This window comes from Agrobacterium sp. ICMP 6402 (assembly GCF_009498615.1).
GTDB lineage: Bacteria > Pseudomonadota > Alphaproteobacteria > Rhizobiales > Rhizobiaceae > Agrobacterium > Agrobacterium burrii.
Genome location: NZ_QSNV01000008.1, coordinates 226,383 through 249,749 on the forward strand (window position 1 = coordinate 226,383; position 23,367 = coordinate 249,749).

Annotated in this window: 17 protein-coding genes; 3 read left to right on the top strand and 14 right to left on the bottom strand. The window is 56.6% G+C overall.

From position 1 onward, the window contains the following. Window positions 1–36: 36 nt before the first annotated feature. Window positions 37–2,535, top strand: a complete 2,499-nt coding sequence (locus DXT96_RS20175) for a glycoside hydrolase family 28 protein (RefSeq protein ID WP_246670603.1) — start codon at window positions 37–39, stop codon at window positions 2,533–2,535. Between the two features lie 535 nt (window positions 2,536–3,070). Here the strand turns inward: DXT96_RS20175 and DXT96_RS20180 are convergent. The 7 genes from DXT96_RS20180 to DXT96_RS20210 form a co-directional block, all read right to left on the bottom strand. Further along, a complete protein-coding gene (locus tag DXT96_RS20180) occupies window positions 3,071–3,367 on the bottom strand; it encodes a hypothetical protein (RefSeq protein WP_153516147.1) in 297 nt (98 codons plus the stop codon). Window positions 3,368–3,453: 86 nt separating this feature from the next. Continuing rightward, window positions 3,454–4,713, bottom strand: a complete 1,260-nt coding sequence (locus DXT96_RS20185; protein WP_153516148.1) for a polysaccharide biosynthesis/export family protein — start codon at window positions 4,711–4,713, stop codon at window positions 3,454–3,456. A 3-nt stretch (window positions 4,714–4,716) separates the two neighbouring features. Beyond that, window positions 4,717–6,879, bottom strand: a complete 2,163-nt coding sequence (locus DXT96_RS20190) for a polysaccharide biosynthesis tyrosine autokinase (protein WP_153516149.1) — start codon at window positions 6,877–6,879, stop codon at window positions 4,717–4,719. Between the two features lie 63 nt (window positions 6,880–6,942). Further along, entirely contained in the window at window positions 6,943–7,644 is a 702-nt protein-coding gene (locus DXT96_RS20195; RefSeq protein WP_153516150.1) for a response regulator transcription factor, read from the bottom strand. Between the two features lie 67 nt (window positions 7,645–7,711). Further along, the gene (locus tag DXT96_RS20200; protein ID WP_194287687.1) at window positions 7,712–8,365 is read right to left on the bottom strand and encodes a PIG-L deacetylase family protein; all 654 of its coding nucleotides are present in this window, start codon (window positions 8,363–8,365) and stop codon (window positions 7,712–7,714) included. Beyond that, window positions 8,362–9,174 carry a glucose-1-phosphate cytidylyltransferase gene (locus DXT96_RS20205; RefSeq protein WP_153516151.1) on the bottom strand — a complete coding sequence of 271 codons (813 nt, stop codon included), beginning with the start codon at window positions 9,172–9,174 and terminating at the stop codon, window positions 8,362–8,364. Before DXT96_RS20205 ends, DXT96_RS20200 begins: the two co-directional genes overlap by 4 nt. After that, window positions 9,171–10,463, bottom strand: coding sequence for a class I SAM-dependent methyltransferase (locus tag DXT96_RS20210; protein ID WP_153516152.1), 1,293 nt, complete (start codon window positions 10,461–10,463; stop codon window positions 9,171–9,173). Before DXT96_RS20210 ends, DXT96_RS20205 begins: the two co-directional genes overlap by 4 nt. Before the next feature lie 306 nt (window positions 10,464–10,769). On the opposite strand from DXT96_RS20210, the gene rfbC reads away from it, so the two are divergent. Then, on the top strand, window positions 10,770–11,297 hold the full coding sequence (rfbC, locus tag DXT96_RS20215; RefSeq protein ID WP_153516153.1) for a dTDP-4-dehydrorhamnose 3,5-epimerase: 528 nt from the start codon (window positions 10,770–10,772) through the stop codon (window positions 11,295–11,297). A gap of 4 nt (window positions 11,298–11,301) precedes the next feature. Here rfbC and DXT96_RS20220 read toward each other — a convergent pair whose 3' ends face one another. The 4 genes from DXT96_RS20220 to DXT96_RS20235 all read right to left on the bottom strand — a co-directional run bounded on the left by DXT96_RS20220 (window position 11,302) and on the right by DXT96_RS20235 (window position 16,197). Continuing rightward, a complete protein-coding gene (locus DXT96_RS20220) occupies window positions 11,302–12,645 on the bottom strand; it encodes a DUF4910 domain-containing protein (RefSeq protein ID WP_153516154.1) in 1,344 nt (447 codons plus the stop codon). Between the two features lie 12 nt (window positions 12,646–12,657). Continuing rightward, window positions 12,658–13,728: an NAD(P)-dependent oxidoreductase gene (locus tag DXT96_RS20225; RefSeq protein WP_153516155.1), complete on the bottom strand. Its 1,071-nt coding sequence runs from the start codon at window positions 13,726–13,728 to the stop codon at window positions 12,658–12,660. A gap of 118 nt (window positions 13,729–13,846) precedes the next feature. Continuing rightward, window positions 13,847–15,250, bottom strand: a complete 1,404-nt coding sequence (locus DXT96_RS20230; RefSeq protein WP_153516156.1) for a glutamate-1-semialdehyde 2,1-aminomutase — start codon at window positions 15,248–15,250, stop codon at window positions 13,847–13,849. A gap of 218 nt (window positions 15,251–15,468) precedes the next feature. Further along, on the bottom strand, window positions 15,469–16,197 hold the full coding sequence (locus DXT96_RS20235; RefSeq protein WP_149901103.1) for a LuxR C-terminal-related transcriptional regulator: 729 nt from the start codon (window positions 16,195–16,197) through the stop codon (window positions 15,469–15,471). Between the two features lie 692 nt (window positions 16,198–16,889). Between DXT96_RS20235 and DXT96_RS20240 the strand changes: the two genes are divergently transcribed. Then, window positions 16,890–19,301 (top strand): response regulator, encoded by a 2,412-nt coding sequence (locus DXT96_RS20240; protein ID WP_153516157.1) that lies wholly within the window; start codon window positions 16,890–16,892, stop codon window positions 19,299–19,301. A 16-nt stretch (window positions 19,302–19,317) separates the two neighbouring features. Here DXT96_RS20240 and DXT96_RS20245 read toward each other — a convergent pair whose 3' ends face one another. The 3 genes from DXT96_RS20245 to DXT96_RS20255 form a co-directional block, all read right to left on the bottom strand. Continuing rightward, on the bottom strand, window positions 19,318–20,277 hold the full coding sequence (locus tag DXT96_RS20245; protein ID WP_153516158.1) for a glycosyltransferase family A protein: 960 nt from the start codon (window positions 20,275–20,277) through the stop codon (window positions 19,318–19,320). Further along, window positions 20,274–21,785, bottom strand: a complete 1,512-nt coding sequence (locus DXT96_RS20250; protein ID WP_153516159.1) for an oligosaccharide flippase family protein — start codon at window positions 21,783–21,785, stop codon at window positions 20,274–20,276. The genes DXT96_RS20245 and DXT96_RS20250 overlap by 4 nt, the downstream gene beginning before the upstream one ends. A 224-nt stretch (window positions 21,786–22,009) precedes the next feature. After that, window positions 22,010–23,242, bottom strand: coding sequence for a polysaccharide pyruvyl transferase family protein (locus DXT96_RS20255; RefSeq protein ID WP_153516160.1), 1,233 nt, complete (start codon window positions 23,240–23,242; stop codon window positions 22,010–22,012). Window positions 23,243–23,367: the final 125 nt, after the last annotated feature.

Sequence of the window (23,367 nt, forward strand, 5' to 3'; positions counted from 1 at the left end):
AACCAAGCCTGCGTTCGTCTGCGGAGATTGCGCAAGATGAGATCGCCAAATTCCCTGACATCATGGATTTTCCCTGTCGTGCTTGTGCTCGCATTGTCAGGTTTGCCATTGTCGGGTTTCGCATTTTCGGGTGTCGTGGCGCAACCGGCGGTGCAGGGAGGGCAAGAGCCAGGCAGTCAGCCTGATCCACGCCAGTTCGGTTTCCCGATACCCGTTCCAGAACCACGATTGCCAGATGATGCTGATGCCTTCAATCCGCCGTGGACAGAGGTTGGCGGCGAGGGGCCGGCAATCGCGGAGATTTCTAGAACGGCGGGCGCTGGCGAGGTTGTGTCGATGACCGGCGTCGATCTCGATGGACGAACCGGTTTTCAAATCTTTTCGCAAGCTCCCGGCGCCACGCAGGGTGTGGTGACGCCGGTCGCACCGCTGACGGCTGATGCGACGGCGGCGACGCTGCTGCTGCCAACGACGCTTGCCTCATGGTCCACCTACCTGATCAGGCCCCAGCGGGGTGATGTCCAGGGACGCAGCTTTGCGATCAATCGCACCGAAAGCTGGTGGATCGGGCCGGATGCCGCAGCGCCGGGAGCGATCGTCTCGGTCTATGGACGCAACCTTTCGCGGTTCAATGGGACCAGCCAGTCTTATCTCTATATCAAGCCAGCCGGTGCCGTCGGCTGGTATGTTCCGGCAATCTCCGTCAACCCCTTCAAGGTCGATTTCAAGGTGCCGGCTCTGCCTCCGGGCAAGTATGAAGTGTGGGTTCACAATACCCATGGCGGCCGCTTCGGCTGGAGCGGTCCGCTTGCACTTGACGTCCTGTCGCAATCGCCATGGGCGGCGCAGGATAAAAAGCGCATCGACGTCGGGCAGTTCGGTGCAACAGGCGATGGCACGACTGACGACACCGCGGCGATTTTGCGCGCAATCGACGCCGCGGCTGCAACGGCGCCATCGGTGTTGTATTTTCCCGCCGGCATTTATCTCGTGACAAAGCCTCTCACTGCGCCCGGCAATGTGGCATGGTTGGGGGAAGGGGCTGACAACACGGAAATCAGGCTCAACCGCAGGATTGATCAGAGCATGGTTGTCGTTGATGGTGACGACACCCGGTTCGAGAAACTGACCCTCAATGCCAACCGCAACATTGCCGGTAAACCTCTTCTCGCTTTGCGCAATCGCAAAAACACCCGTCTGGATTCCGTGCGCATCGACGCCTGGGGCGTGCCGGCCTTCGATGCGCAGGACACCGAAGGGCTGTTTGTCCATGCATCCGAGCTGATCGAAAATGGATCCTTCTACGGCGCAAGCCGGCAGGTGTTTTTCTCCGATAATCGTTTCCGGATGACGGGCTACGGCGAGTCCGTCGTCGCCCTGTGGGGTGGGCGCGATTTTGCCATGACCGGCAACGAGCTGACGAACGCGGATGAAAGCCGCGACGACGGCCATGGAATCGGACGTTTTTTTGTTGGCCAGGCGCATTTCGGAAGCATGCGAAATCTCTATTTCGAGAAAAACATCTCGCGAAACGCCGCGCCTCACGACTGCACCAAGGTTGATTGCAACAAGGGCGAACAAATCTGTTTCGAGATCGTCGGGAGCAAGCTTAAAAATGATTTCGTCGGCGCTTCGGCGACCTCGGTTACCTTCAGCTCCCTGTCGGATTTAGGGGATGCCGTGCCGGGCGGGCGCGATCTCGTTATTGTTGGCGGCCGAGGCGCCGGGCAGCACCGTCACATTGCGTCGACGGACGGTTCTGCCGTGCTGCTCGAACAAGCCTGGAATATCGTTCCCGATCGAAGGAGCCGGTTTGCTCTGGCGGCGACCGCATCGCGGGCCGTTATATACGATAATAGTTTCGAGGGCAGGGGAAGCTATGCCGAGCATGATTCCGATTCCACCGCCGTTCTCCTCTACGGCAATGTCTACGACGTGGTGGTCGACAGCAACCGCATCTCCCAGATGCGACACGGCATGATGACGGTTGCGCTGGACTCGACGCGGGGCCTTAGCCCGTATTTCCTGCAATATTCCAACAACAGCGTGGCCCGCAGCAACAGCGGTCTCTATGTCGGCACGACATTCGCGGATACCGGCGTTGCCGGCATCTGGGGCGGTCTGGGAAATGTGTATCGCAGCAACAGGTTCACCGACATCGCCTATATCGGCGTCGAATATGAAACCTGGAACCATCCCGGTGCCGACTATAATGGCACTGTCTTCGATGGAAACACCTTCACCAACGTCCGCTACGGCTTCGTTGATGCCTACAAACTCATGTGGACGCATGACGGCAGCTTCAAGGCCGGACCGGCCGAACGCTCACGGCGGATCAACACGGTACTCTATGACAATCATTTTACCCGAGGACCGCCAGGGCCGGTCCAAAGTTCGGGTTTCGTGACGATGCATCCGGAGAATAGCTGGGCCAATGTCGGCTCGACATGGAGCGGTTTTGCAACGGGAAACGTGGAGCCAACGGCCAACACCGTTAAACCATCGTCCAATGCCGCAAGGCCAACATCTTATTGAATGAGTTCTGTTCCCGGAAATATCGGGCAAATTACCCCTAATGACGTATCTGCGGTGAATTGACCTGCTGCCGGAAAGTGGCGACTATGGCTCGATACATTGAGGTCATGCGATACCATGGGCCATTCAGATTGAGGCTCGGAGGTTTCCATTGCAGGCGAGGGACCCGACGGATCGTTCGTTACTCCATGAGTGGCGAGCGATCTGCGGTTCGTTCGGTTCAGCTGATATTCTTGCAAATCTCAATCAGAAGCCGTCGATGCGACAGGATTTGCGCGGCGTTGGCGACGGTTTGTGCGAGATGCAAATAGGCTCGCCCGGTTCAACGAGCGAGCCCTCCCGGTTACCAGGTGAGCCCGGTGACCGGCGACCCACCAAAGTATCAGGGGGCGGCGGGTACCTCTAGAAACCGCTTTTATCGTGTCGATTCAATCTGGCTATAAGCGGTAGGGTGCCCATCCACGCATATGCTGTCTGACAAATTTTGCGCTTTTGGTAACGACAAAACGATAAAGGCGGTAGAGTTTGATAAAACTCACCTGGCCGGTCCGTTTTGTGCCGTCAAATTGAGCCAGGTCCGGACGTCGCTTGCCGTGATCCAGATCTGTCCATCGAATGCAAACATTCCCTTCTCGATTTTGGATGCCCCTATCATTGCAAACACGTTGGCGAATTGCGCCAGACGTCGCGCATCGCATTGCGGTGGGGACTGAATGTCGTTCAGGGCATCCTGCGTCACATGGACGGGCTGCAGCCCTCTTTCTCCGTTCACGATGATGACGGCGTCCTGCCTGACCATGTGATAACCAACCGGAATGATCGCAGATTCCATCTCCGCCTCCCAGACACTTGTGCCGATTGCTTCTGCTCTCTGGAGGAAATCGGGAGCCTACCGATCGGAACGCCGGCAAACCCTTTTTAGTTAACGCTTCCTGTGACGAGTGCTGCCGAAACCGGGTCTTTGCCGGATACCGACAGGCGGACGCGGACGACGTCTCCCGCCCGAACTTGCGTATGCTCGTCGGCCGCTATTTCGCTATAGGCGCCTGCGACCTGACGCACGATGAAGAACTTGGTTTCGATCATGTCCTCGAGGCTGGAAACCCGCCGCGCCGTCGAGCCGATCTCGGCCATGGATTGAAGGCTGAAGGCCAGTTTTTTCTTCAGGCGCATGATGTCGAGGGACGTCTCCCGCAGTTCGGTCGCAGCATCATTGTGCCTTTTGCTTTTCAACTCCAGAATACGACGCTCCACCTCGCTCTTGTTTTGCTGCGCGCGTGCCAGGAACGATGTCGATTCCAGCACCTGCTGGTTCATGGATAGCAGTTCGCGCTTGCGCTCTCGGAGGGCGGATTCGGAGGCTGCACCGCGCGTGACAAGTTCCTTCGACGCGTTGACATCCATGTCGAGCAATTCGAGTTGCTGGTTGCGCATGACGTTGCTTTTCTCAAGCGTGTCTATTTCCTGAATGAAGTTCTGCCGCTGGACTTCGAGGTTGGTCTTTTCGTCCTGCTGCGCCGACAGGCGAAGGCGAAACAGACCTGTTTCAGATGCGACGATCTTCTCCAAGGCGGCGCGATCCCGGACAAGTCCGATGTCGTCGCCCTTATAGTCGAATTCGGTGTCGTTCAGTTCCGCTTCCAGCCGAACGCGCCTAACGTCCTGCGACAGCAGTTGCATCGACATGTCTTCATATTCCTGCTGGGCCGCGATCAGCTGTATGCCCGATGTATCCCTCTGCGCATTCGACTCGCGCAATCCCCCGCCGAGTGCGAAGAGTTCAAGCACGATCATGCCGGGACGGTATTCATATTTTCCCGGCTTCTGGACGTCGCCGACAACGAAGATCGGAGCATATTCCTTGACCGCGACGGCGACGGAGCGGTTTGCCACATGGCTTGCCAGATCGCGGCTGATCCGCGCACCGATTTCGTTCACCGTCTGATCGACCACGTTGACGTTGCCAAGAAGCGGATAACCGATCGTTCCATCCGCACTGACAGGGAATAGGCCGGTCAGGCCCGGATCGCCGTAGACGGAGATCGTCAAGACGTCGCCGGTCGCGACCTTGTAGTTGGTTCCATCTGCAACGGCCGGTACCTGGCAAACGGCCAAAGACAGAAAGGTCGTACTGGCGATCATCAGGGAAAAGCCTTTGGGCCTTGTCACGAAGCGCATGTCTCACCTCTCATTATGGACGATAGCCGGCGGGCGCAGATTGGTTGCGCGTTTCTGCGGCTTGAAATGAGTATTCCAGTTCCGGAAAATGCTCGGCCAGACTGGAGTTCGACGCGTTCTTTGACGCCGTATGCCGTTTAGGACGATGCCGGTGATCGGCCGGCCCGCCACCCGCAGCTTGATGACGGCGTTTTTCATAGCCGTGCCATCGGCGGCATCCTGCCGGACCACGAACGAGACGGCGTCCGACAAAGTGGCGATCCGCAACAGGTCGAGGTCATGCGCAACGGATGGGGCATCGATCAGTACCAGTTCATATCGCTGCCTCGCCTCTGCAATCAGGCCGGCGAAGCGCTTGCTTCCAAGAACAAGATTTGGTGGCAGGTCGCTTTTCTCGGCGATGATGATGTCGACCCCGGAATCCTGATCGCGTTGGATGATGTCATCCAGCGATACCTCACGGTTGACCGCCTGGGCGACATGCGACGTCGATCCAACATTGAATTCCGACCCCAGAGCCGGGTTCCGTAGATTGGCATCGATCAGCAGCAGCTTCACGCCGCTCATCGCAAGCGATCTGGCAAGGTTGGCGATTACGAACGTCTTGCCTTCCCCATCGGCTGAAGAGGTGAAGGCGATCACCTTGGCCTTGCTCTCCGCCAACTGGATGTGGGTCTGAAGGTCGGCAAACGCGCTGTAGAAATCTGCAGCACCGCTGCTGAATTTCCCGGGCTTGTTCTCAAACTCTCCAAAGGAAATGCGTGGGATACGCCCGATGACGTTCAGTCCGGTTTTCTGCTGAAGAGACGTGATGGAGCCAACGGAGCGGTCGGTAAAATTCAGGATGAAAGCCGCCGCCAAACCGGTGCTGCAACCGAGAAGAAGCGCAGCCAAGGCCCACAAACCCGCATCAGGGCTGGTCGGTTTGCGGGACGGCATGGCGCTCGATATGATCCGTGCCTCGGCAGTGGCGATTCCGTCCTGTTCGATCGTCTGCTTGTAGCGTGCCAGATATGTCTCGTAGATCGAGCGGTTCGCTGCCGCTTCCCTGTCAAGTTGCCCGGATTGAACCATTGCCATATCCGTCGTGGAAACCGCGCGTTGCACGTCGTTAAGGCTGGCTTCGACCTCCTGCCGCTGTTTTTCGGTGACCTCGATCTCGTTGCGCAAGGCGGAGATGATCTGCGCTATTTCTGAATCGATCTGCTTGTTGAGTGAACTGAGCTGGGAGGATAATTGCGGACGCTCCGGGCTCATGACGGCGCCGCTTTCGTCGATCTGCGCGATGGCTCGAATGACCCTTGCCTGCTCGGCCCTTAAAAGCTGGATCGTTGGTGAGGCCAGAACTTCGGTTATCCCGAGCCCATTGCCGCTTTTTTGCAGTTCAAGCGCTGTCGCCAGGCGCGCGCGCGACCCTACCAGCTTGGCTTGTAGCGTTGTCAGCTCGACATTTAGACTTGCAAGACGCTGCGATTGCAGGGGAAGGCCGCCAGTGTCTATCAACCCGGATTTTTCGCGAAATTGCGAGGCCTGGCGTTCGGACTCCTCGAGTTCTGTCCGCAGACTGACAAGCCGCTCCCCGAGCCATGTGCTGACACGCCGGGTTGCCGTCGTCTGGAGGTCGATCTGATAGTCGATATAGGCTTCCCCAAAAGCGTTGGCGACTTTCGCGGCAAGCGCCGGATCGCCGGCATAATAGGAAATGTAAATGGTATACGACCGGCCATCATTCATCACACGAACGTTGGTCATGAGGGTATCGATCATTTTCGATGTCTCGGCGTCGTTGCCAAGCACGATCGCGGCGGTGTTCGCCGGGTCGGATTTGGCTTGCCGCCCTTCGAGCAGGCGATCTTTCTGCAGAATGACGAGAACCCGTTCGGCCATGGACCTCGACCCGATGATATCGAGTTCGGTTCGAAGCACCGGGCTTTCCTGAGGCAGCGGCGAGACAACGGATTCTGTGGGGAGCGCCTGAAGCTTGCGGACATCGAGCGCAAGCGTCGCTTCGGCCTTGTATCGGATCGGGGTTCGCGCGTAGCCGATTGCCGCGATTGTGAAACTGGCGAGAAAGCAGATGAAGACGGCTTTGCGCCGCTCCCGCAGGATGGATATGAAGCGGGAAATGCCTTCCTGTTCACTCGCAGATGATGACGACTGGATCATGACTGTTCCTGCTCCCAGCAGGGCGTTCGGTAGCGGTCGGTGAATGGTGTGTGGCTGGCGTTGTTACGCCATGTCACCGATCTTGCAGGCAACTTCCGTGCGGTTGGTTGCCCCAAGCTTCTTCATGATATTGCGGATATGGACCTTGATGGTGCTTTCGCAGAGGTTCAGTTCCAGAGCGATATCCTTGTTCGCCTTGCCGCACCGCAGGGCCTCCGCGATAGCCGATTGACGGCTTGTAAATTTCATCGGCGGTGTGGTCGCATGTGCCGTCAGGCCGAACAGGCTTTTCATGTTCATGACGCTGCTTGCCGGTATGAAACGGCCGCCCGCTATTGCAAGACTGATCGCCTGAACGCAGACATCGACGCTGACGGAACTCGATATATACCCGCGCACGCCAAGAGCGATCGTATCGAGGATGGTATTGATATCCTGATCGTCGGAGAGCACGACGACGGCGGCCGGCGACACGGCAGCAACAATCTCTGCTAGCTCGCGGTTCGTCTCTGCCGACGGAGCGGGCAAGGCACTGACCAGAACTGCCGCAGGCATGCCGATTTCCGCGCGTGCCTGTTGCCATTCGCCGAGATTGGAGAAGGTCAGAATGCGCCTGTCCGCATATTGATAGTTGAGACTATGGGCAAGGCATTCCCGCTCCAGCATGCGACGATCGATGATGCCGATGTAGCCGGCCGTATTCGTTTCGGCCTGCGGATGCGGTGCGCCTTCCGACGGGTTCTCGGAGATGTGGTTCTGGATCATGACGAAAATGCCCCCTGTATTATTTTTGGTTTCTTTTAATTCCAGGAAAACGTCGATTTCTTATCTGTCAGGCGAAGGTCAGCTTTCTGACGGTAAAGGCTTCCGCAAAACGTGTAGGCGCACGGCATTCCATTCCCCGCAGCCGCGCCAGGCCGCGAAAGGTATCCGCGTCGAACCAGTCCTTGGATCTCTGTGTTCCAAAGTGCTGCAACAGTAGCTCGACCTTCATGTTCATCGCGTCTTCGCTCAACGGCACATAGGCATTTCGCCTGCTGAAATCGCCGTCCCATTTGGGAATTTCGTATTCCAAAATCAGGTGATTTCTAAAGATGTTGGATGTGAGCTTGTTGATTTCGCGGTGATCCTGATGCGCATCCTCACGACTATGCGTGAAGATGATGTCGGGACTGACTTTATCGCGCAATGTCAGCAACCACGACTTGATCTCGCGGCTCTGCGCGGGAAAGTAGCTGTCCTGAAATGAGGCAAGCTCAATGGAGTAGGATGCCGCTTTTGCCAGAAAAGCCTCGGCGGAACTGCGTGCCTCCAGCGCGCGTTCGTTGCCGGCGCTGAGGACGCACCAATAGACGTCCAGCAGCACGCCTTTTGAAAGCAGGCTGAGGACCGTGCCTCCGACGCCGATCTCGATATCGTCGGAGTGAGCTCCAAGACAAAGGATAGACAGGCGATCACCGGCGGAGGCAAGGGACATGTGTTTCATGGCAGCAGCTTTGGTTCTGACGATCTGCGTGCCATTGACGCATCGTCTCCAATCCATGGCATGTCACCTCGCTCGACCATCGCTTCCAACGTCTGCCAGTCGCGCAGCGTATCCATTGAGCGCCAGAAGCCCTCGTGTTTGTAGGCCATGAGTTTGTCTTCGGCGATCAACCGGGAAAACGGTTCCAGCACGAGTTCTTCACCCTCGCGCATGTAGTCGAAAATTTCCGGTCGCATCAGGAAATAGCCGCCGTTGATCCACATATCCGATGTTTCCGACGATCGAAATTCCCGGACCCTTCCGTTCTCGTCGATCTCCGCCAGGTGGTAGGTGAGGGGCGGTCTGACAGCCAGGAAGCAGGCGAGCTTGTCGCTCTTTTCGAACTGGGCAATCATGTCGTCGAGATCGACGTCGGTCAGGCCGTCGCTATAATTGGCGAGGAACATCTTCTCGCCTTTGAGATGATGACGCACAGCCCAGAGACGCTCGCCTATATTGCGCCATATCCCCGTATCGATCAGGGATACGCGCCAGTCCCTCGGCAGTTCCTCGAGCAACTCCACACGTCCGGGGCTTGATATGACGCAATCGGCATAACTTTCCGGCCGGCTGTTCAGGAAGAACTCTTTTATGACATGCGCCTTGTAGCCGAGGCAGAGGATGAAGTCCTCATGCCCGAAACGGGCGTAATATTGCATGACATGCCGCATGATCGGTTGAGACCCGAGCGGGATCAGCGGTTTAGGGACGCTTTCGGAATATTCCCTGATGCGCGTACCCCTGCCGCCGCAGAACAAGACGACCTTCATTGTACCAACTCCTTCGGATCAATGATGGATATGTCGGGAATTGGAACGATGAATTTCCCGCCCCAGTTTCTGATGTCGTTCATTTGTGCAACGATCTCATGCTTCAGGTTCCAGGGCAGAATGAGAACGTAGTCCGGCTTGATGCGCTCTATTTCGCTGACGGGCCGGATCGGAATATGCATTCCCGGCGTGAGGCGGCCGTGTTTGTATGGATTGCGATCGACTGCAAAATCGATGAAATCCGTGCCGATGCCGCAATAATTCAGCAGCGTATTGCCTTTTCCCGGTGCGCCATAAGCGCAGATCGACTTGCGCATCTCCTTGAGGCGGATGAGAAAAGACAGGAGGTTTCGCTTGGTCTGGCGCACGGTTTCGGAGAAGGCGGTATAGGTCTCGATCTGGTCGAGCCGGGCGCCGCGCTCCCGTGCGAGGAGATTGTCCACGCGGGCTTCACGCGAAAACTTGCTGTCTTCGTGTGAGAAAAACACTCGCAGCGAACCGCCATGTGTGGGGATCTCTTCGACATCGAAAACCTTGAGCCCATGACGGCGGGCCATTTTTTCGATGGTCAGCAACGAGAAGTAGGAAAAGTGCTCGTGATAGATGGTGTCGAACTGGTTTTCCTCGATGAGCTTTTCGATATGCGGGAATTCAAGTGTGATGACGCCTTCCGGCTTGAGCAGTGCTTTCATGCCAGCGACGAAATCGTTGATATCAGGCACCTGGGCGAGGACATTATTACCGATGATGAGATCGGCTTTTTGTCCCCTGGCCGCCATATTGGTTGCTAGAGCCTCGTTGAAAAATTCCGTCAGTGTCGGAATGCCTTTCCCGATCGCCACCTTTGCGACGTTGACCGCCGGTTCAATTCCGAGCATCGGGATGTTGCTAGCAAGGAAATGCTGCAGCAGGTAACCGTCGTTGCTTGCAAGCTCGACAACGAAACTGGACTGGCCAAGCGAAAAGCGCTCGATGACCATGTCGCAATACCGTTTTGCGTGTGCCACCCAACTGTCCGAGAACGAGGAAAAGTAAGCGTATTCCGTGAAAATGTTCTCTGGCGCAACATACTCCTGAAGCTGGACCAGGAAGCACTCGTCGCAAACGAATGCATGCAGCGGATAAAATGGCTCGACGTCGTTGGCTGCATCGGCTGCCACGAAGCTTTCGCAGGGTGGAGACATGCCAAGATCGACGAAGGTATGCACCAATGGCGCGCTGCAAAGGCGGCAAAGCCCCACGTGTTGCGTAGAGCTCAACCTTGCGGAAAAAACTGCCTCATTATTCATCGGACGCCCCTGATTTCATCGCAGTGTCTTTGAGTGAATTTGAGAAAATTCTTTTATTAACTGGAAAAAATACTATGGATCGGGGGGAGTGACGATACTGCATTCGGCACGAAAACGTCATCCATAAGCCGTAGGTTGATATAAGAATCCGCTAAAATACGCTTCCAGCGGTCGGCTTTGGAAACCGAAAGGGTGACTTATTTGACAACCCGCCTTCAAGCTATGGTTCTGCCTATGGATGTATTCCTTAGCCGCTAAAAATGGCGGGGAATTCTTGCCCGTACGGGGTTGCTTCAGGAGCGCCGAATGCTGTTTGAGAAGACGAAGATCGAAGGGCTTTGGGTCGTTAAGACGGTGCCTGTCCGGGATAGTCGCGGCTCTTTTGCGAGAACGTTCTGCAAGCGTGAATTTGAGACCAAAGGGCTGGTGTCTGATTTCGCGCAGCACAGCCTTTCCCTGTCAAAACTGAAGCACACCGTGCGAGGCCTGCATTTCCAGCGACCTCCGCATCAGGAGACAAAGCTGGTTTCCTGCGTCAAAGGGGCAATATGGGATGTCGCCGTCGATCTGCGTCGCGACTCGCCGACCTATCTGCAATGGGTTGGGACGATATTGTCGGCCGAAAATGGCGCGCAGTTCTATATTCCCGAGGGTTTTGCGCACGGTTTCCAGTCGCTCAGTGACGACGTTGCCGTGTCCTATTTGATTTCGGTGCCCTATGCGCAAGAAAGTGCCGCGGGGATCCGCCATGACGAGCCCGCAATCAGTGTAGAATGGCCCGCGCCACCTTCCGTCATGTCGGAAAAAGACTTGGGTTGGCCGGCTTGGCATTGAAGTTCTAACGCGTCAGGAAACCGAGGTTCGAGACAAGGCCCGCTTCAAGCAGCTTGCCGGCAGCGCTCGCAATATCGACAAACGGCATTTTAGACTTTTCGGCGATATCAAGCAGCGAGTTGTTTCCATCGGCGAGGTTAAGTATCCATAGATAGGCCATGGTGCGGCCATCATTGGTCTTATGGCCGCCGATCGCAGGAAAAAGCCCGTATTTTCCGAGCTGTGGTTCGCCCTTGGGCTTTAGGTTCAATGGCGTCCAATTGTTTTCGAGAGCATCGATCATATCCATGATCATCCAAAAGGATGAGTCGAGGTGTTCGGGCTGGATGAAGTCGAGATTATCGGCCGAGGTGTGATATTCGGGAAAGGTTCCGAAAGCGCTTCTTTGCAGCAGTCCGACCGGCAGATTGAAGCCCGGTGAACAGAACTGGCGCTCATCATAGCCGTAGGGACTGAAGTCGGCGATCTCAAGATGTTTTTTGTCCTCACCGCAGCGCGTGCAGGCAGCGATCCGGTCGATCAGCGCATCTCCCCTGCGGCTGCGCTTGTAGTTCGGTCCGCCGCCGTCGCCAATGCATGAAACCACAAGACCGTGTGCGATGTTCGAGATATCTTCTTCGTTCTGCGCAAGCCATGACAGGGAGCCGATCGTTCCGGGTGCGAAGACGAACCTGTAGCTGTAATATGTGGATCTGCTTTTCAGACCGGCCGCAAGACACGTCAGCACTGCAAGGCCGGAACAATTGTCGTTTGCGAGCGATGGATGACAGATATGCGCGAAGAGAAGCACTTCCTTGGTACTTCGTCCGACATGCAGATATTCTCCGTAAAACAGATTGCCTGACGTCTTTTCGGTGTCGATGACGACTTCATAGTCGCCGTCCTCGAGCTTGAGGAATGCATGATGCGACATGCAGAAGCCCCAGGCATCCGTGTAATAGGCTGTTTTGTACGGAATGAGATCGGGTTGTGCCGGCAAGGTATAGATATGCGCCTGTAGTTCGGCCAGCGGCATGACGCGACGTTGAGGGATGCTGTAGTTCATGAGATGCAGGTTCGAGATCTGAAAGTCGACGACCTTGCGTCCCGCCGCGTTCTTCACATAGGCGTCCCGGACGATCCATTCCTGCGGCACCGTCCAGTCGAAAACCCGCGTCCCGCTCGGGACGGCGTGCTGCTCGATATCGATATAGTCTTTAAGGATCTCGATCGTGTCGCACACGCCTTTGCCGGTGATGCTGCGACAAATCGGAAAGAGGCGGGAGGCCAGATCATGAATGGTCTGGCCGATACCTGCCTCTCGCCACGCATCGCCTGTCAGCTTGGCGCCAGGCTCCATCTTGCTCATCCGAGCCTCCGTTCAAACCGATGCCGCAATATCGGCACCGGGGCGCGGCGCGGTCATGGGGCGACGCAGGTTGAGGTCGATATCCTTGTCACCGATCAGCTTCTGGAGTTGGCCGATCCGCTGATAGTGCGGTCCCTCGAATTCCGCCATTGTCAGGCCGGCGCTCTTATAGGCCCTATAGAGTTGCTCGGCACCGGCTGCCGCCGTCCATGTCGGTTTGAATGCCGGAAGCGCACGGGCGATCTTGCCGAAATCGACGCGGTAGGAACGGGTATCGGGGCTCGCGTCGCTCGCATATTGCAGCCGGCATCCGGGCACGGTGAGGGCGACGATTTCGGCGATCTCCCTGATCTGATAGTTGTGCGCGTCCTGCCCGACGTTGAAAGCCTGATTGTGGACGACATCGGTCGGCGCTTCGAGCGCGGCCAGAAAAGCGCGCGAAATATCCTCGATGTGAACGATTGGACGCCATGGCGATCCGTCGGATTTCAGGAGGATAAGTCCCTCCGTCACCGCCCAGGCTGTCAGGTTGTTGAGGACGATATCGAAACGCAGCATCGGCGAAAGGCCATATGCCGTCGCCGGACGCATATAGACCGGTGTGAAGCCGGGGCTGGCGAGGCTTGCGATCTCCCGCTCCGCCAATACCTTGGATGTGCCATAGGCCGATACTGGCTTCAGCTCTGCCGTTTCGTTAACCAGTCCCTCGCCAGCGGCGCCGTAATTGCTGCATGAGGAGGCGAAGATGAAACGCTTGACGCCTGCCTGCTTGGCCGCCTGCGCTGCCCGAACGCTGCCGCGATAGTTGATCTCATAGGTGATTTCCGGATTGAGATTGCTCAGCGGATCATTTGACAGCGCCGCAAGATGAATGACCGCGTCGAAACCTTCCATATCCGCAGGCGTGATATCGCGGATGTCCTTGCAGACGCCGGGTACCTGTGGCAAGGGGCCGCCTGGAACGTAAGCGCAGCGATGGTAGAATTCAGTGTCATAGCCGTGTACTTCGTGACCCGCCTTGCGCAGGATGGGGACCATGACGGAGCCGATATATCCGCGATGTCCGGTGACCAGAACGTGCATGAAACTTCCCCTCCAAAATCTATTTTCTATCGCAACGAGCGTATCTTTTCGGGCGAGATCGATGCAGCGGGCAAAGCGGCTGTAGCGATCATGCGAACGGTATAGGTGCCACGGTCGGCTAAGGCTTTCGGATGCTTTCCGGTAATTGCGGCATGCCGGCCATGGCCAGATCATGGCTGGCCTGATGCTGCGCGCCGCCATTAAAACGTCGGAAGACGACCGCGGATGGACGCCCTGTTAGGAATTTTTCGACGCCATATTCCAGCGCCTTGCGGTAGACCACCAGTGCCTCATCAATGGCGTCAAGCGTTTTGGCTATATCCTCATCCTGATGCGTGTAGCTGACGACGAGAGACGGCGCGAGAATGCCGCGGCGAATGGTTTCTTGCAGAAAGAGCGAGCGAAAAGCCTGAGACGGCTTTCCAGTCTGGTCGAGCGTGAAGTAGCTGAGGCAGGCGGAATGGCCCTGTATGCCGAAGTAGGCATCAAGCCCATGCGCAATTGCGATCTGGCTGATGGCGGCACGCAGCGCATTTCCCTGGCGGACCAGATGTGGGACCACGGGTTCGCGCGTGTAAACCTTCATGGTTGCGATTGCCGCCGCCATCGCATGCGTTTCCGCACCATGCGTCGTCGAAAGCAGGAAGACGCGGGGGGCATCGTTTTGATCGATACCGCCTCGTTCCATGAATTCACGTTTGCCGGCAAGTGCGGAAATCGAAAAGCCATTCCCAAGCGCCTTGCCAAAACAGGAGAGATCAGGTGTGATATCGTATGTCTTTTGCCCTCCACCCGCATCCCAGCGGAAGCCGGTGATCATTTCGTCGAGAATGAAAAGCGCACCGTTTTCGTGGCAAAGCGTCTGAAGTTTGTGAAGAAACTGGTCCCGAGGCGGATCACCGCGCGACGGCTCCAGGATGAAGGCGGCTATGCGGCCCGGAAAGCGCTCGAACAGACTGCGCGCACTGTTTAGATCATTGTAGCTGAAACCAAGAACTAGATTCTGGATCGCCTCGGGAATGCCCGCATTCATCTCGGTTGTGCCGATGAACCAGTCGTCGGTGGAGAAAAACGGGTGGTCGCTGCAGCGCGCGATCAGGTCGCGACCGGTAACGGCCCGCGCAAGTCGTATCGCCGCGGATGTCGCATCGGAACCGTTTTTGCAGAATTTGACCATGTCGGCTGTCTGGATCGTATCAAGAAAGGTCGATGCGCACTCCACCTCGATCTTTGACGGCCGCGTGAAGTTGCAGCCGCGATACAGTTCCGCACGTGCCGCCTCTACGACGTCGGCATAGGCATGACCAAGGCCAACAGCCCGATTGCCCATGCCGTACTCGATATATTCATTGCCGTCGACATCCCAGACGTGGCAGCCATATCCCTTGTCAATGAAGCCGGGAGACAGAACAGGGTACTGGTCGTCACCCTTTGCATAGGTATGTGCACCGCCCGGTATGATGTTGCGGGAGTGCTGGCGAAGTCGATCCGAGTTTTCGAAATTTTCGACGAAAGTTTGCATGGCGCAATCCCGGGTCCATATGGTCGATGACCAGAGAGTACCGTATCCGGCTCGCTGGCCGTTACCCCGTCTTTATGCGTGGAATGCTAGCCGAAAGGCTTAAGAGGGATGCGCAACATTCTTGTGATAATGGCTTCAATACAGTTGCATCGTGCGGGGCCCGACACCCGCAAGCAATTATAAATTTATAACAGGTTCACTGCACACGACACCTGATGCTAGTTTTTGAAGAGATCGGATATTTTGAAGATCACTTCCGTTCTGTTTTTGGCGCCCACCTTCTTCATGATATTGCGAATATGGACCTTTACGGTGCTTTCGCGAAGGTTGAGTTCATAAGCGATGATCTTGTTCGGCTTGCCTTGCGTCAAGGCGTTGATGACATCGACCTCACGCTGGGTGAACATTTCCGTTCGCTGACGTTCCTTGTCTTCGGCAACCACGAGTAACTGCCTGAGATCGCTGATATTTTCAGCTGATACGAAAGCGCCGCCCGCCAATGCAAGGGAGATGGCGCCGACGCACACTGCCAGTCCTATCGACGAGGAGATGTATCCCCGCACCCCCACTTCAAAGGCCCTCATGACCTGACGCAGATCGCGGTTTTCCGCAAGAATGACGACCGGCAGATAAGGGAAATCGGCAATGAACTCCCGTAATTCATGAAGGGATACGTCATCACAAAAATCACTGCGACCGACGTTGACCAGGATGCCGCTATGATGGCCGTCCGGGGCATGTCTCCAGTCGTCGAGTGATGAAAACAACTCGACTTCCATATCAAGTCCGTATGCGATCAGGCTCTGAGCCAGACACTCACGGTCGAGCGTGCGGTCGTCGATGATCGCCAGTTTTTTGACGGAAGTTTCGGCAGCTTTCGAACGCGCAACCACATGGAAATTCGATGAGAATTGGCTATGCCCGTTGTTGGGAACTGATGTCAGCATGTTATGTCCTATCCGCGCTAAAAAATACTTTGCGGAACTGCCTGGCTTGGCAGAGACGCAACTGAAGTTTCTTTTTACGAGCCGGCACAACTGAGTTTGAGGTGATCCAACCCGAAACGTCATCATCCACAGGAACTCCGGAAGCGATGTGCTGTTTTGCTGTCTGGATTTTTGTAATTTAATATTGGCCAGAAAGCAGAAGACGTTGCACGACCCGAATTTCCGTCCCTCAATCCTACAATGGAGCATCCCGCGTGGAAAAGGTTCGGAAATTACTCACTTTTGATTGTGATTTCGAGGTGGTGTTCAATCTAGCATGACGTGAACATGTCAATCTGCACGCGCGAATGGCGAAATGGAATTTCTGTCCGGTCATCGTCACTTTTCGTGAGCCGGCTCTAACTATATTGGATGAATTATAATCGCGGCTGGATTGACTTATCATCGGCCATTCGTGCTTTTGTTTGCAATGTCAACAACTTATGAGTGTTGTTCGCATTTTGAAGTTGCGCCTTGCGACAAGTGCACAAACCTACCCCGTCGATGACGGGGCTTGGTGAAATATTTATCCCTGACGAATGATCTCAAGGCCGTGATGGCTGCTTTCAAGACGTCGTTGCCCCTTCTGCGCCTGACGTTTTGCAAGGGTTGATCTCTATTTGGAATGCGCGTCAATTTTAACGAGAGTGAATATGGCGGAACGCGGCGAGGATAGTGACAAGGTTGCCTCTGCTTACGAGGGAGACACCGGTTCGATGTCCGGATCGCAGCGCGTCGAACCTCCTGTTTCCGGTGATCTTGATCCCGGCGCAGTCCAAGGTGGAAATATCGGCACTCCCTCTTTGCCCTCAACGAGTGAGGAACCGGCAACGTCAAAAGAGGAACTGCAATCCCTCAATGAAGAGCTGACGGCCCTCAACAGCCAACTCCACGAAGCACTGGAACGTCAGCGTGCAGTGTCCAACGATTTGCAAAACGTCTTGTATAGTACCGATGTCCCGACGCTTTTTCTGGATTCCAGTCTTCTTATACGGTTTTTCACACCGGCCACCCGGTCGGTATGCAACATCATATCGTCCGATGTCGGCCGCCCCCTGTCGGACCTTGGCGGTTTTACCGGGGACAATACGCTTCAACTCGATGCGATGACGGCTCTGCGCGGTGGCGATACAATCGACAGGGAGATAGAAGGGCCTGACGGTCGCTGGTATGTCCGCCGGGTCAACCCTTATCGCGACGACAGCAATACCGTCGACGGGGTCGTCATCACCTTCATCGATGTAAGCGCCCAGAAACAGGTTGCCGAGAGCAGGGAAGCTGCAAAGAAATCCGCCGAGCGGGCGACCGAGGCCAAGTCGCAATTCCTGTCTGCGGCAAGCCACGATCTGCGTCAACCGCTGCAAACGTTGAAGCTGTTGCAGGGGCTTTTGGAGAGGAGCGTGGGCGAAGGGGAGGCGCGCACTTTCGTTCAGAGGATGGAGGAGACGCTGTCCTCGATGTTGGGAATACTCAACTCCGTTCTTGACATCAACCAGATCGAAGCGGGGATGGTGGAACCTCAGATCGTGAGCTTCGCAATTGGCGATCTTCTGGGGCGGCTCTTCAAGGAATTTCACTATTCCGCTCGCGCTGCCGGGCTGCAACTCCATGTCGTGCCGTCCAGCCTCGCCGTGCGCACCGATCCGCGGCTGTTCGAGCAGATCGTTCGCAATCTTCTGTCCAATGCGGTGAAGTATACGACGAGCGGTAGAATTCTGGTCGGCTGCCGCCGGCGCGGTACGAAGGTTCGGTTCGAAGTGCGGGACACCGGCATGGGCATTCCCGAAAACCGTATCGATGATATCTTCCAGGAATACCGCCAACTCGATGCGCCTGTTGGAACGCACGACCGAGGTTTGGGGCTGGGGTTGTCGATCGTCAAGCGGCTCAGCGAGCTTCTCGGACTGAGGGTAGCAGTGCGGTCGCGATTGGACAAAGGGTCTGCATTCATGATCGAGATCGATCAGGCACCGGCAGGTGAACCGCTTGCGTCACTGCCGGCATCCGTGGGTGGTCACCTGCGTCAACCGGCCTCCCTGTCGTCTGCGTCGATTTTGATCATCGAAGATGAAAACGGCATGCGCGATCTTCTCAAAAAGGGTCTCGAGCAGACTGGATATGTGGTCGCTGCGACCTCAACGGCCGCCGAAGCGCTCGCGATTGTTGGCGGATTGCAGTTCAGGCCGGACGTCATTCTCGCAGACTACAATCTCCTTACCGGCGGGGATGGCATAGCTGCGATCAAGGATATCCGGCAGGCACTCCGCCGAAATGTTCCGGCACTCATTCTCACGGGCGACATTTCAATCAAGTCCCTGAATGCTTTTGCGCAGCACGACATACCGTATCTGCACAAGCCGGCAAAACTCCGCGACGTCGTGCAGGTGGTCGAGACCCTGGTCGTTCGCCAAATCGGCGAGCGGGCGGAACACACAATCGAGCCCGAGGACATGGAGCCGACGACGGGCAGGCTCATCGAAGTTATCGACGACCAGCAAGACATCAGGGACAACCTGCGGGCTCTTTTCGAAGGCGAGGGCTGGACGGTCTCAACCTATGCTTCGGCCGAAGCCTATCTTGCAGATTACAAGCCCGACAGATCAGGTTGTTTGCTTGTCGATGCCTATCTGCCCGGCATGGTCGGCATGGAGTTGCTGCGTTTGCTGAAAGAAAGACAGCATCGGTTTCCGGTCATCGTGATCACCGGTCGCAGCGATGTGCGTATGGCAGTCGATGCGATGCGATACGGAGCGGCCGATTTCATCGAGAAACCGATTTCTTATCAGGAACTCTATCGGAGTGTGCAGTCTGCGCTGGATCGATCGCGTGATGCGAACCAGCGTGAAGAGCGGCATGAAACAGCTCGAGCGACATTGGCAAAGCTTACTCGCAAGCAACGGCAGATACTGGACCGGATTGTTCAGGGGCATGCCAACAAGATTATTGCAGCCGATTTAAATCTCAGTCAGCGCACTGTCGAGAACCATCGCGCCTCGATCATGCGACGAACGAAATCTGCTTCGTTGCCGGCATTGTTGCGGCTTGTGCTGAATGCCGAAGAATAGGCCTTCATCATCGAAACTATCGCCGGGCGATTGCTTCGCGAATGCGGTGAAGCGCATCAGGTCGGCGGACGAGATAGCTTACCGGTGGTAGAAACGCTGAAGCGGGTCGTAGGCGGAAAGCCTGTGCGAGAAGGGCGCCCGCGCCGGGGCGACGCCGGACCAGATTGGAAAGCGCGCACCAATAGGCACGGTCGCTCAGGCTGGCGCGCCCGCGCCGGAGCAGGGTTTGGGCATTAGCAAGCAACGCCCCTTCGTTGCCGAAGAAGCTTTCGAGCGCGGCTTCGATTTCGCTGTTCCACGCGAGCACATTATCAAGGATGGCTGATTGGTTGGCGCCGTGGATGCGGGTGAAATTCTGCACGGCGTCAAGTTCGACGATGTCGCCGAGGACCGCAAGCCGCATCCACATCTCGACATCGTCGGTATGGCGCAGTGCGGGCCGGTAATGACCGGCATGTTGCTGAACGTGCGTTCTCGTAACCGCAAGTGGGCCTGGCACCGGGCTGCGTCCCGTCGCGCAAATTTTGGCGATGAAGTCGATCCCTCGATGAAGGTGCATGCCAACGGCATCGCTGCGAAGGCTTGATGTTATTTCAGCGTCCTCACGGAAGAAGTCGGTGCGGCCGAAGGCCATGTGCGCGCCGGGGTGATTGTCGAGCCCCTGTATTGCGCGTGCCAGGGCGCCGGGCGACAGGAGATCGTCGGCGCAGATGATGGCGAAATAGTCCGCCCGCGCCCAGTCGATGCCTTCGTTGAATGACGCATGACCGCCGAGATTTTTTGGGCGCAGGCTGGTTTCGATACGGGGATTGGCTACGGCGAGAGATCGGGTGATCGCGACACTGTCGTCCGTGGAGGCATTGTCGATGATGAGGATACGCATGTCCGGAATGTTCTGGCCAAGGACGCTTTCGACGCATCCCTTAAGAAAGCGACCGTAATTGTAGTTGGGGATGACGATATCGATGCTGCTCATGGCTCGGCCGCTGCGGAAACGACGGTGTCGGAAATGGAAGCCGGTGCAGGCGGCTTTCCGCTTCTGCGCAGACGCCCGGCGAAAGCATCGAGCGTCGACCGTATCTCGCTGACGAGGGGGTGACGCAGAAGAAACAGGCAGGCGGCCCAGCCGGTCACCGACAGAAGGACGGCACCGCCAGCCTGGGCGAGGGAATAATCGAAGCGGAAGCCCATCCAGGCGGATATGGCGAGCGGCCCCGCAATCGCGGCAAGGGTCACGGCGGCACTCGGCCCGATGGCTGCGAAAAGTTCTGACAATTTGAAGTGCGCATGGCGTCTGACCAGATAGAAAGCGACGAGCATCTGAAAGGGCAGTGTGACGAACTGGCTGAGCGCTACGGCGGTGAGGCCGAAGAAGCTGGCAGAGCAGAGCACGATTGCCGAGACGCTGCGGCAGACGAAGTTGCCGAGGAAAGCTTCCCGGTTGGCGTTGAGCGCGATCAGCAGCGGCGTTGTCAGCACCATCGGAAACCAGAAGATCGACGCAAGCGCGAGGATCCGGGTGATTGGTACGGCGGCAAGCCATTGGTCTCCAAGTGCAAGGCGCACGATGGGATCGGCCAGTATCGCGACCATGATCAGCGACGGCCAATACAGCACGGTGATGTAACTGAGGGCGCGCAGGTATGACCTGCGGACGTCTCCACCCGCGCGAACTTCGGCGGCGAGCGCCGGAAAGGCGAAGGAAAAGATTGCGGAGAGGAAAATGCGATCGGGAATGGAGCAGACGGTATTGGCACGATTGTAGATCGCGACCGCTGTCGGTGTCATGGCAAAGCCGAGCACCAGCTGCGGCAGGGACTCATACAGCTTGTCGACGATGGTCGCAGCCCCCCTGTAACGGCCGAATTCGGCCATACGACGCCACGACCTGAGCGAAAGCCGGGCTGCACGCTGGGCCGGATCGGCATAGGTGGCAAGAGCGCTGGCGACGCTGTTGCCAGCCAGAAGGCCGAGAGCGAAACTGACGAAGCCCAACCCATGTCTGGCCGCGAAGACCGTCACCACAGCCATAACCATGAGGCCGATGGTTCTGACGCGCGCGATCGTGCCGAAGGCCAGCTGGCGACGCAGCATGGAAAACGCCGGCATGCCCAGGCTTTCGGCGATGACGGCGGCAATTGCGAGGATAAGATAGTGCTGGAGGCCGGGCTGGTGGTAGAAAGCCGCCAGATACGGTCCGCACAGATAAAGAACGACCCCGAGAACGCCGCTGACCAGCAGCAACAGTGTCAGCGACGTGTTGATGTCATCGCGTTCAACGACATCGAGCTGAATGAGGAAATCGGAAGAAACGAATTCGCGAAAGGCGAAGATCACCGATGTCACCCCGTAGCCGATAACGGCAAAGCCGACTTCCGCAGGCGAGAGCAGTCTCGATACCACCGCGATCAGAGCTAAATTGATCGCAATTCCGAGATGTTGTTCCAGCAAGGCCATGAAAAAGGCGCGGCGGACTTTGTGCATCGAAGGGCTCCGACAGCATCGCCGATGATCGACGGTAGCGTCAAATCTAGAGTGGGGACTTCAACCTTGGAAACTGACCGTTGGGATGGCCGCCGGATCCGTTGGTGTAGGCTGTTTGGACAATGTTCGTTGAAGGGCATGCGAGAGGATGCGGTCTACTCCCATCGGGTGTTAACGAGCTTCGGTATTACGTCGAAAGCATCAGGGTGCGGCACAGCGTGCGCCTAAGGCGTAACGCTCTGTGGCGTTGCGACGCCATCCGTTGAGAGAAATTCCCGGCCAAGCAGCGCCTCCTGCTCGGAGAGCTGGCGCTTGAAGCGTTCATTGGCATAGGCAATCCGCAGCCTCACCGCCCCGTCTCCAGCGAGTATCTCCTTCACCAGTTCGATGACGTCCTCGACTTCGAACGTGTCGATGTGCCGGGCAAATTTCTCCTGATCGAAATCACTCATAAGGTCGTTGAACTTGCGGGCATAACCTATTGATATTGTCGGATTTCCGAGCTTCAGAGAGCAGACGAGGCCATGATATCGCGACACCACGGCAAGATCGATTGCCGCCATCTGTTGCATGATATCGCGCAGCGTTGCGGCCGAGCTGATCTCGATTTGCGACATCTCATCCCTGGAGAGCATATCCGTCAGCAGAAACATCAGATCCGCGCAGGCGACCTTATCCGTAACGTCGCCCATCAAAAGCGTGATGCGATGGCCTTCACCGATCAACCAGCTCACGAGCCGGGAGAGCTTGTGGATATAGGCTTTGTAAATCTGCGCGGCCTCGGGATCGTTGTGACGCCAGCCGCGATAGTCCATGACGCCGACGCCTATTCTCATGACGCCGTCGGCGGAGCTCTCCCGGTGTGGCACAGGAACAGGAAGATCAAAGGCGATATCGGGGTAACGATGGTCTCGCGACACATCAACACCGATCATTTTCATATAGTTGAGCGAAAAATCGTCCCGGTAGGATCGATAGGAGGCCATCTGTGCGGCGGAGCGCAGGAACCAGCGGCTGAGACGGCTTTTCATCGGACCCGCGCCGATGCTGACGAAAGCGATCCGCGTGTTACGAAGGCGTGCGACGAGACACCAGCAAAACACGACAAAGGGCCAGCCGAACCATTTTTCCTGAAAATCATCGAGGATGCCGGTCCCCGGTATGATCATCAGGTCGGCTTTGTCGAAATGAAACAGGGAACTGACCAATAGCTGCAGGCGTCGAGGCACCTTGCCGAGCATCTTGTCCAATTGCCTCATCCACGCATTCGTCAGGGGAGGCCCCCCAACGCCCATCGAACGAATATTGAACTTCGCGCTGACGACGGTCGGACTTGCGCAGATACACAACAGATCGGCGTCGGGCCTCATTCTGCGCAGATAAAGGAGCATGGCTTCCAGCGATCCGTCATTGCCCGAATTGCCAGAGCCGAATTGTCCAAGGAGAGTGATCCTCATTTATTTTCCAATCGCAGCACGGCGCCGACACGCTCGATATGGCATTGATATCTGCTGGATCAGGACGACCCCACACCGACATTCGGGTTGGGCCTTACGCCAAACGAATAGTCTGGCCGAAGCAA